This is a genomic window from Photobacterium sp. TY1-4, assembly GCF_025398175.1.
Classification (GTDB): domain Bacteria; phylum Pseudomonadota; class Gammaproteobacteria; order Enterobacterales; family Vibrionaceae; genus Photobacterium.
In genome coordinates, this window is the sequence record NZ_CP099736.1 from 52,377 (window position 1) to 61,276 (window position 8,900).

Below are 8,900 nucleotides of genomic sequence, written 5' to 3' on the forward strand. Positions count from 1 at the left end.
GCCTGGCTTGATTGCCCCGGGAATGTGTCCAGCGTTGATTTCAGGACAGAGATCCCGAGTGCTGACATCAAAAAGCCCGCCGTATCACCGGCGGGCTTTGCTTAATGTTCGCGATAAGGCATGGTGTGTTGAACGCTTATGCAGCTTTCTCCACCATCGGCTTACTTTGCGACTTTACAAAATAAATGCAACCTGCCAGGACCCCCACCGGGACCACCGGATCAAACCAGCTGCCGTGTGTCCCGAACATCAGGTTCATGATCATCACCAGTGCGCCACCAATCGCCCAGGCAATCGTCGTCGGGACCGTCCAGATCACCAGTTGCTTACGGACCTCGGTGACACCCATCAGGCGGTTGACGATGTGAAACAGGCTGTCGTTGAAGTAACCGGCAAACAGGCTGCCCATGGTGGCGGCTGATGCCGCGAACAGCATGTTGATCCCTTCCATTTCCGCCAGTACCGGGGCAGAAATCGAGGCTGCGGTGATCATCGAGACCGTCCCGCTGCCCTGAATGACGCGCACCAGAGTGGCGATAATAAACGGGATCATGATCGGTGAAATCGACAGCGCCGCAATCTGGTTGGCAATCTCAGCACCAGCGCCCGATTCGCGCAGGACACTGCCCAGTGCACCACCGGCACCGGTGACCAGCAGAATGATCCCTGAAGTGGAGATCCCTTCTTCCAGTTTGTGGGTTGTGGTGGCTTTATCCAGGTACGGTGTCAGCGTGTAGACCGCCAGCAGCGTACTGATCGACAGGGCAATCACCGGGTGACCCAGGAAGCTGATGGTCGCCCCCACAGCACTGGCCGACAGCCCTTCCATGCCCAGTTGCTTTTCAGCCAGTGACATCAGCGACTTCACCAGGATCAGCAAAATCGGCACGACAATCGGCATAATGGATTTGGTCAGCGAAGGCAGGGTTTTCGAGGCCTTCGACGCCATGTAGTTGTCATGGACTTGCTTCAGATCTTCGGACTCATGCGCCAGGCTCGGCGGTGTCATGTACTCCGGGAAGTGGTTTTCCAGCCAGCGTGCGTACAGGACGATGCCGTAGATACAGGGCAGCGCAATCAGCAGGCCCAGACCCAGCATGGAAGCGATGTCGACGCCGAAAATACTGGCCACACCCAAAGGCCCCGGTGTTGGCGGAATACAGTGGTGCGCCACCACCAGACCACCGGCCAGTGCTACGGTCAGGGTCAGGATTGATCGCTGTGAGGTTTTCGCCAGCGACTTGGCAATCGGATACAGAATAATGAGTGCGCTGTCGACAAACACAGGGATACTGACAATATAACCGGTAATGGCCAGCGCCATTTCTTCCCGCTTTTTCCCCAGCCACTTGATGAAATGGTAGGCAATGGATTCACCGGCGCCGGAGGTTTCCAGGATCGCCCCCATCATGACGCCGAGACCGATCACGATCCCGATCCCGCCCAGGGTGCCGCCAAAGCCTTTGCTGATCGCGGCCATGGTGTCATCAACACTCAGCCCCCCAATCAGGCCGGCAATACAGGCAGCCGCCAGCATCGCGATCAGGACGTGGACTCGGGTGCGCAGGACCAGGAAAATCAGGACAAATACCGCAATAATCAAACCAATCACTGAAATAGGTAACATTACACCGCCTCCGCTTGTGAGACCGGATACTGGCTCAGATACATCGCCAGGACCGATTGAGAATCACTGTCTGCCTGAAAGCCCAGCGCCAGCTCTTTCTCATTGTTGAATGCCTGCGGCCAGCTCGCCACAATCTGCGCAATGGCCGGATCCGGCTCGTTGCTGACCAGCGCCACCCGTGCCGGACTCACCGCGTCTGCCATCGCTGCCAGCATAGTGGCCGGTGTCACCTGGATCCCCGGCAGGTTGAAGGTACGGAAACCCTTGATGGACTCTGCGGGTAGCTGGCTGGCGTGAATAATGTTGTTGATCACCGTCGCCGGGCTGGAAATCCACAGCGGCAGATCCTGCGCCACCGGACAGTTGGAGCGCTCGCCTTTGAGCGGCTCGCGGATGATCCCGCTGACAAAAGAAGAGGCAGCTTTGTTGGGCGTCCCCGGACGAATGCAGATGGTCGGCAGGCGCACGGAGATGGCATCAACCAGACCCCGGCGGCCGTAGTCATTGACCAGCAGCTCGCACATGGCTTTCTGAGTGCCGTATGACGAACTCGGCTGAGTGGCGGTCATCGGCTCAATCACAGCCGGTAATGCACCACCGAAGACAGCCAGTGAGCTGGAGAAGACAAAACGGATCGCCGGGTTGACCTGGCGGCATTTTTCCAGCAGCAGTTGCGTTGCGGTGAGGTTGACCTGAACGCCGAGATCAAAATCTTCTTCTGCGTGGCTCGACACAATGGCCGCCAGGTGAAATACGTGGGTGGTGTCAGCATCCACAAGGGTCTCGACATCAGCGGCATTGGTGATGTCGGCAACCACAGAGGTCACGCGCGCGTCAGTGAGGGCGGTTTCGGGCAACGGCACCCGATCAACCACTGTCAGTGAGGCAATGTCCGGGTAGCGGTCCAGTAGGGTGTGGGTCAGCATGGCGCCTAAAAATCCGGCGCCACCGGTAATTACGATGTTCATAGGATTATCCTTGTCGTGATATCTCATTTGTACTTCCTGTTACAGGTACGGTTTTACCCAGCTCAGGCCTTCTTTGGTGCCTGTTTTCGGGTTGTATTCGCAGCCGATCCAGCCGCTGTAGCCCGCTTGATCCAGCGCGGCAAAAATATGGGGGTAATTCACCTCTCCTTCTGACGGCTCATGACGGTCCGGTACAGAAGCAATCTGGACGTGACCGATGGTCTGCGCTAAATCCCCGATCATCGTGGTCAGATCGCCATCCATGATCTGGGCGTGGTAGACATCAAACTGCAGCTTCACATTCGGCCGATCAATCCGCGCGATGATCTTTGCTGCTTCACGCTGATGGGCAATCAAGTAGTTCGGCACATCCCGGCTGTTGAGCGGCTCGATCAGCAGCGTGATCCCATGCTCGGCAAACTGGTCTGCGGCATAACGGATGTTGGCCACAAACGTTTCCAGGTGCTGCTCATCGCTGTAGCGCGCGTCAACAATCCCGGCCATGGCGTGAACTTTCGGACACTTCAGCACCCTGGCATAGTGGAGTGCGGTCGCCACGCTGTCGCGAAATTCGGCTTCACGCCCCGGCAAGGCGGCGATGCCGCGTTCGCCGCTGCCCCAGTTGCCCGGCGGCATGTTAAACAGTGCTTGCTCCAGCTGGTTTTCTTGCAGCAGCTCGGCCAGCTCGTCGGCTTCATAAGCATACGGAAACAGATATTCCACCGCCTGAAAGCCGGCTTCGCGCGCCAGCGCAAAGCGCGCCGGAAACGGCTGCTCAGTGAACAGCATGGTCAGGTTTGCAGCAAAACGGGCCATTACTTCCCTCTCCCTTTCAGATCAGTTACTTCAGCCGCCGTCAGGTAACGAATTGCTTTGCCGTCGAGCATCAGCGCCAGCTTGGCGGTCTCTTCGAGCTCCTCGGCGTTATCCACGGCGTCACATAAATCCGTCCCGGTCACCACCGGGCCATGGTTGGCCAGCAGGAATGCCCGGTAATCCCCGGCACGGTTGGCCAGCTCGGTGGCAATTTGCGGATCCCCCGGACGCAAGTAAGGAATGACCGGCAACTGCCCCACCCGCATAACGTAGTATGGCGTGAACGGACGGATCGCATTGTCAGGGTCCAGCCCTTCCAGGCAGGACAGCGCAGTCAGGTAGGTCGAGTGCAGGTGCACAATGGCGTTGCACGCCGGGTTGTTGCGGTAGATGGCCAGGTGGAACGCGACTTCTTTCGACGGTTTATCCCCTGACAGGTGGTTCCCGTCGATGTCTACCACAGACAGCGTGTTGGCATCCAGGCGGCCGAACGAGGAGCCTGTCGGCGTGGCCAGGAAGTTGCCGTCAGGCAGTTTCAGCGACAGGTTTCCCGCACCGCCGGTGGCATAGCCCCGTTCGAACATCGAGCGTGCCAGGCTCACCATCTGCGCTCTTAATTGTTGTTCAGTCATGGATAAACCCTTGTGCCGTTGTAAAGAATTGTTCATCGCCAAAGTTGCCGGATTTGAGTGCCAGCGAGAGCGGCTGATCGGTTGCTTTGACCCACGGCACGCCCGGTGCAATTTGCGGCCCGATGTAGAAGCCTTTGACGTTCAGGCTCTGGGTCACCACACCGGATGTCTCGCCGCCGGCGACAATGAAGTTGGTGACACCATGCTGTTGCAGGCGCTGGACCAGGCGATGGAAGAACTGCTCGACTGCCTGGCTTGAAGCCTGGGCACCATACGCTGCCTGAATAGCGTGCAGGATCTCCGGCTCGGCGGTGGCATAAACCATCGGGGCCAGTGTACTGCCCAGGTGAGAGACGACCCAGTCATAGACCGTATCGACATAGTGCGGCTCGCTCAGACACGACTGCACATCCAGCGCAAAATGCGGCGCCTGTGACTGGTAGGCTGCCACCTGACGGTTGGTCATCACCGAGCAGGAGCCGGATAAAATCACGGTAGGCCCGGGTGCCGGCTGCCCGGCTTGCATCGCTTCGGACTGATCAGACAGCGACTCCGTCCAGTTGTGTGCAATCCCGGCTGCGAGGCCTGAGCCGCCCGTGATAAGTTTCAGTGTTCGGCAAGCCTCACCAATCGAGGCCAGGTGGGTATTATCGAGCGTATCGACGACGGCATAACGACAGCCCTGCTGCTTGAGCGCCTCAAAGCGGGCGGCGATCTGAGCGGCTCCCTGTGCAATGTCGTGGTACGCGACCAGTCCGGTTTTCCCGTTTGCCTGGGCATCCATCAGCCGCATCAGGTTGGCATCTTTCATCGGCGTGACCGGATGGTTGCGCATGCCTGACTCGTTAAGCAGGGAGCCCTGAACAAACAGATGGCCCTGATAGACGGTGCGGCCGTTGACCGGCAGCGACGGGCAGAGAATCGTGAATGACTCCCCCAACGTATCGAGCAGCGCATCGGTGACCGGTCCGATATTGCCTTCAGCCGTGCTGTCGAAGGTCGAACAATATTTGAAGTAAAACTGCCGGCAACCTTGATCCTGCAACCATTTCAGGGCACTGAGCGATTGTTCAATGGCCTCGTTGACCGGACAGGAGCGGCTTTTCAGGCTGATCACAACCGCATCCGCCTCAACCGCAGCTTGTGCCTGCGGGACACCGTTCAGCTGAATGGTCTTCATGCCGTTGGCGACCAGGAAACCTGCAATATCCGTGGCGCCTGTGAAATCATCCGCGATGACACCTAATAACATCGTTTTTACTCCTTGTTCGGCAGCGTGATACCCGGAAAAATTTTAATGACGGCACTGTCATCTTCTTTCCCGTATCCGGCATTGCTGGCCGTGGTAAACATATTGAGTGCCGTACTGGCCAGCGGCAGCGGGAAGTGCAGCGACTTGGCCGTCTCCGCGACCAGGCCCAGATCCTTGACGAAAATATCGACCATGGATGTCGGGCTGTAGTCGCCGTCGACGACATGTTTCATCCGGTTTTCAAACATCCAGGAATTGCCGGCGGCATGCGTGACCACGTCGTACATTAAATCGAGCGGAATATTGGCGCGTGCCGCCATGGCCATGGCTTCTGCACCGGCAGCAATGTGGACCCCGGCCAGCAGCTGATGAATAATTTTCACCGTAGAGCCCATCCCGATCGCGTCACCGACAGGATAGACCTGGCCGGCAACCGCGGACAGCACCGGCTCCAGCCGGGCAAAAACGGACTGCGGGCCAGACGCCATCACCGTCAGCTCACCCGCTTCAGCTTTCGCGGCCCCGCCGGAAATCGGCGCATCCAGCATCGGTAATGCATAGACGGCCAGCTCAGCAGCAATCGCTTTGGCATCTTCAGCAGAGATGGTGGCACAGACCATCACCGGGGTATTCGGCTTCAGCGCCGCGGCAAGCCCCGAGTCAAACAGCACCGTTCTGACCTGTTGCGCGTTGACCACCACAATGACAACGGCATCAAGCGCTTTTGCGAACGGCACGGCACTGGTTGCGGTTGCTTTGGCACCACACGTCGTCAGTGTTTCCAAAGCCTGCGGATTGATATCAATCCCATACACGTCGAATTCGGCACGGAGGCAAGATTTCGCGACGCCCATGCCCATGGAGCCCAGCCCGATCACCGCGACCGATTGGATTATGCTCATCTCTCTCCCCTTCTCTGGGTTGTTATATTTTGTGAATTAATGTTCATGTTTGTGATTCTAGTCGTTCATTGAAACATTACTGCAATGCCCGTCACAAAAATTAACATATTTTCGGGGTGTTTTTGTGAATCGTTGTGAGATAAGAGACATTAATTGCAGGCTATAGCGTGAGATCAGAGGCTTACAGAGAATGAATTCTCAATGTTTAACAAATATTCACACATTGGCGGCATAACGTGTTATGCTTTTTCCGGATTTGAGTAAGAGATGGGTAATAAATATGATTCCAGCCGAACGTCAGCGCGCCATTTTGGCGTTACTGGGTAACCAGCAAGTCATCAGTATTAGCGAGCTGACCCAGCAGCTGGATGTGTCACATATGACTATCCGCCGGGATATCGCCAAGCTGGAAGCTGACGGGCGAGTGATGTCGGTCTCCGGTGGGGTGCAACTGACGGAATCGATCCATATCGAGCTGCCGCATGATGATAAAATCACCCAGCAGCGGGAAGAGAAGGTCAAGATTGGCCTCTACGCCGCTGAATTGATCCGCCCGCATACAACGATTTATCTTGATGCCGGGACCACGACCCTGGAAATCGCCCATCAACTCACCCAGCGCAGCGACTTGACGGTGATCACCAATGATTTTGCGATTGCGGCCTATCTGATGGCCAACTCGGAGTGCGTGCTTTATCACACCGGCGGCAAAGTCGACCGCCATAACCAATCCTGTATCGGAGAAAAAGCGGCGAACCTGCTGCGTGAAATGAATATCGACCTGGCATTCGTCTCCACCTCCTCCTGGAACCTGCGGGGGCTTTCCACCCCGAGCGAAGAAAAAGTGCTGGTCAAAAAGGCCATTGTTGCGGCGGCGCAGAATAACTACCTGGTGAGCGACTCGTCGAAATACGGCCGGGTGGCGACCTTCCATGCCGTGGATATCAGCAGTTTTGATAAAGTGATCACCGATAAGTATTTCCCGAAAAGCTGTATTCAGGATTTTGCCGAGCGAGGGGTTGAGGTGATCGCGGTTTAAGCGGCTTCAGAGGCGGTTCACCTGGGCTGTGGTGATCCCGCCAGGGGCCGGCTTGTTATTGGCTCCGGGTTCGGTCAGTGAAATGACAGACCTGATTCTTACCATTTGCTTTGGCATCGTCCAGTGCCTGAGTTGCCTGGGATATTAATTCTTTTGCGAGCGGGTGAAGTAGGGCTGTGCACAAATTGGATGGGGCGGTGAACGAGGTCAGCCCGATACTGACTTTAATGTTTTGCTGGTTGAGAAACAGTTCAATGTTTGCCCGATAGCGTTCGCCGGCTGTTCTACTCTCCTGAGTACTGGCCTGACACATCAGGATGATAAACTCATCACCGGCCAGACGAGCCACAGTATCGCTGTACCTGGCTGCTGCCAACAGCACTTCGCTCACCGAGCGCAGCATCTGATCACCGGCCTGATACCCTTGGTGATGGTTAACAGCCTTAAAGTCGTCGATATTGATGACCGCGACTGAAAAAGGGGTTTGGTAACGAATGCTTCTGGCAAGCTCCTTCTCCAGCAGTTCGCTGAACGCTTGTCGATTATAGAGCGAGGTTAACGGGTCGCGCAGTGCAAGCTGCTCAAGTTCGAGATTCTTCTGTCGCAGCGCTTCTTCGGTTTGCTTCAGTGCCGTGACGTCGTTGTGCGCGCCGAGCATGCGGATCGGCTTTCCTGACGGATCGCGGATTGCGATGCCCCGACAGCGGACCCAGACGGTGGAGCCGTTCTTGTGTCGGTAGCGGACCATCTGATCGTAGGGGTGCAGGGGATCCTGACAATGTTGTTCAAAATTATTGATCGCCACCTGGAGATCTTCCGGGAAGATTAAGTCCTGCCATTCGGCGGCCAAATGCTGTTTCTCAGCGGGATCATAACCCAGTAACGTCCAGAACTTCGGACTCATCCATTCATGGTCCGGCTTTTCTAAATCCCAGTACCACAAGCCATCGAGCGAGCCCGCCTGGAGAAACTCGAAAATTTCAGTTTCTTGTTTGATTAACGTATACAGCTCTGTCTTCAGGTAATGCTCGTTGTCCTTACTCATGAGTATGACTCCGTGATTATTCTGACTTGGCGGAAAAGGGGGATCTCGATTGGCGTAGTGGCCGTATGAGTGATCATGCCCGTTCCTGGTAAGGCCTGATCACATCAAGTGCAGCAAAGCCCTTTGCCTTCGATAAATATAGCTGCTTTTATTGTCAGTAGTGTCTGTCTTTACTGACATCATTCAAAATAATCCTGAATCAAGTCCCCTATACCGGCACCGGCAAGACCGCTGTAACCGTTCCATTGCGTTGGTATTGAACGAACTTCTAATGCACTATAACTTTAACTTTTATCAACAGTAAAACTCACTCCCCAGCATTAAATCCACCCCATCACACCCAAACGATACCCGCTTTGCAGAACATTGAGCGTGAATCGTCTCATCACACGGCGCAGATGCTCCCCTGCTCTGAGCCAGCACTGCCGCCCGCTTTTGCTCACCCAAGCAATCGTGTCCGCATGCGCCTAAGGCCTGAATCACCATAGTGTGACCCTGTCACACGATCGCGGCGTCGTATCCTGGGGGGACATCACTGACAATTGCGGCAATCACCGGTTGCCAACACCACAATTCTGTTATCTAATGCCAGAATTGTGTTATTGATGGAAAACCTGCC

8 protein-coding genes are annotated in these 8,900 nt (G+C 55.9%); 1 reads left to right on the forward strand and 7 read right to left on the reverse strand.

What is annotated here, in order from left to right; all coding sequences use genetic code 11:
- Positions 1 to 136: 136 nt before the first annotated feature.
- From NH461_RS25595 to ltnD, 6 genes are read right to left on the reverse strand one after another with little or no spacing between them, the layout of a single operon-like run.
- The gene (locus NH461_RS25595; protein ID WP_261604659.1) at positions 137 to 1,627 is read right to left on the reverse strand and encodes a GntP family permease; all 1,491 of its coding nucleotides are present in this window, start codon (positions 1,625 to 1,627) and stop codon (positions 137 to 139) included.
- Positions 1,627 to 2,595 carry a D-erythronate dehydrogenase gene (gene denD, locus NH461_RS25600; protein WP_261604660.1) on the reverse strand — a complete coding sequence of 323 codons (969 nt, stop codon included), beginning with the start codon at positions 2,593 to 2,595 and terminating at the stop codon, positions 1,627 to 1,629. The genes NH461_RS25595 and denD overlap by 1 nt, the downstream gene beginning before the upstream one ends.
- Before the next feature lie 39 nt (positions 2,596 to 2,634).
- Positions 2,635 to 3,411 carry a 2-oxo-tetronate isomerase gene (otnI, locus tag NH461_RS25605; protein WP_261604661.1) on the reverse strand — a complete coding sequence of 259 codons (777 nt, stop codon included), beginning with the start codon at positions 3,409 to 3,411 and terminating at the stop codon, positions 2,635 to 2,637.
- The gene (locus NH461_RS25610) at positions 3,411 to 4,043 is read right to left on the reverse strand and encodes an aldolase (RefSeq protein ID WP_261604662.1); all 633 of its coding nucleotides are present in this window, start codon (positions 4,041 to 4,043) and stop codon (positions 3,411 to 3,413) included. Before NH461_RS25610 ends, otnI begins: the two co-directional genes overlap by 1 nt.
- Positions 4,036 to 5,295 (reverse strand): 3-oxo-tetronate kinase, encoded by a 1,260-nt coding sequence (gene otnK / locus NH461_RS25615; RefSeq protein ID WP_261604663.1) that lies wholly within the window; start codon positions 5,293 to 5,295, stop codon positions 4,036 to 4,038. Before otnK ends, NH461_RS25610 begins: the two co-directional genes overlap by 8 nt.
- 5 nt (positions 5,296 to 5,300) lie before the next feature.
- A complete protein-coding gene (gene ltnD / locus NH461_RS25620; RefSeq protein ID WP_261604664.1) occupies positions 5,301 to 6,197 on the reverse strand; it encodes an L-threonate dehydrogenase in 897 nt (298 codons plus the stop codon).
- Between the two features lie 280 nt (positions 6,198 to 6,477).
- On the opposite strand from ltnD, the gene NH461_RS25625 reads away from it, so the two are divergent.
- Entirely contained in the window at positions 6,478 to 7,236 is a 759-nt protein-coding gene (locus NH461_RS25625) for a DeoR/GlpR family DNA-binding transcription regulator (protein WP_261604665.1), read from the forward strand.
- Between the two features lie 55 nt (positions 7,237 to 7,291).
- Here NH461_RS25625 and NH461_RS25630 read toward each other — a convergent pair whose 3' ends face one another.
- On the reverse strand, positions 7,292 to 8,281 hold the full coding sequence (locus NH461_RS25630; protein WP_261604666.1) for a sensor domain-containing diguanylate cyclase: 990 nt from the start codon (positions 8,279 to 8,281) through the stop codon (positions 7,292 to 7,294).
- Between the last annotated feature and the right edge of the window lie 619 nt (positions 8,282 to 8,900).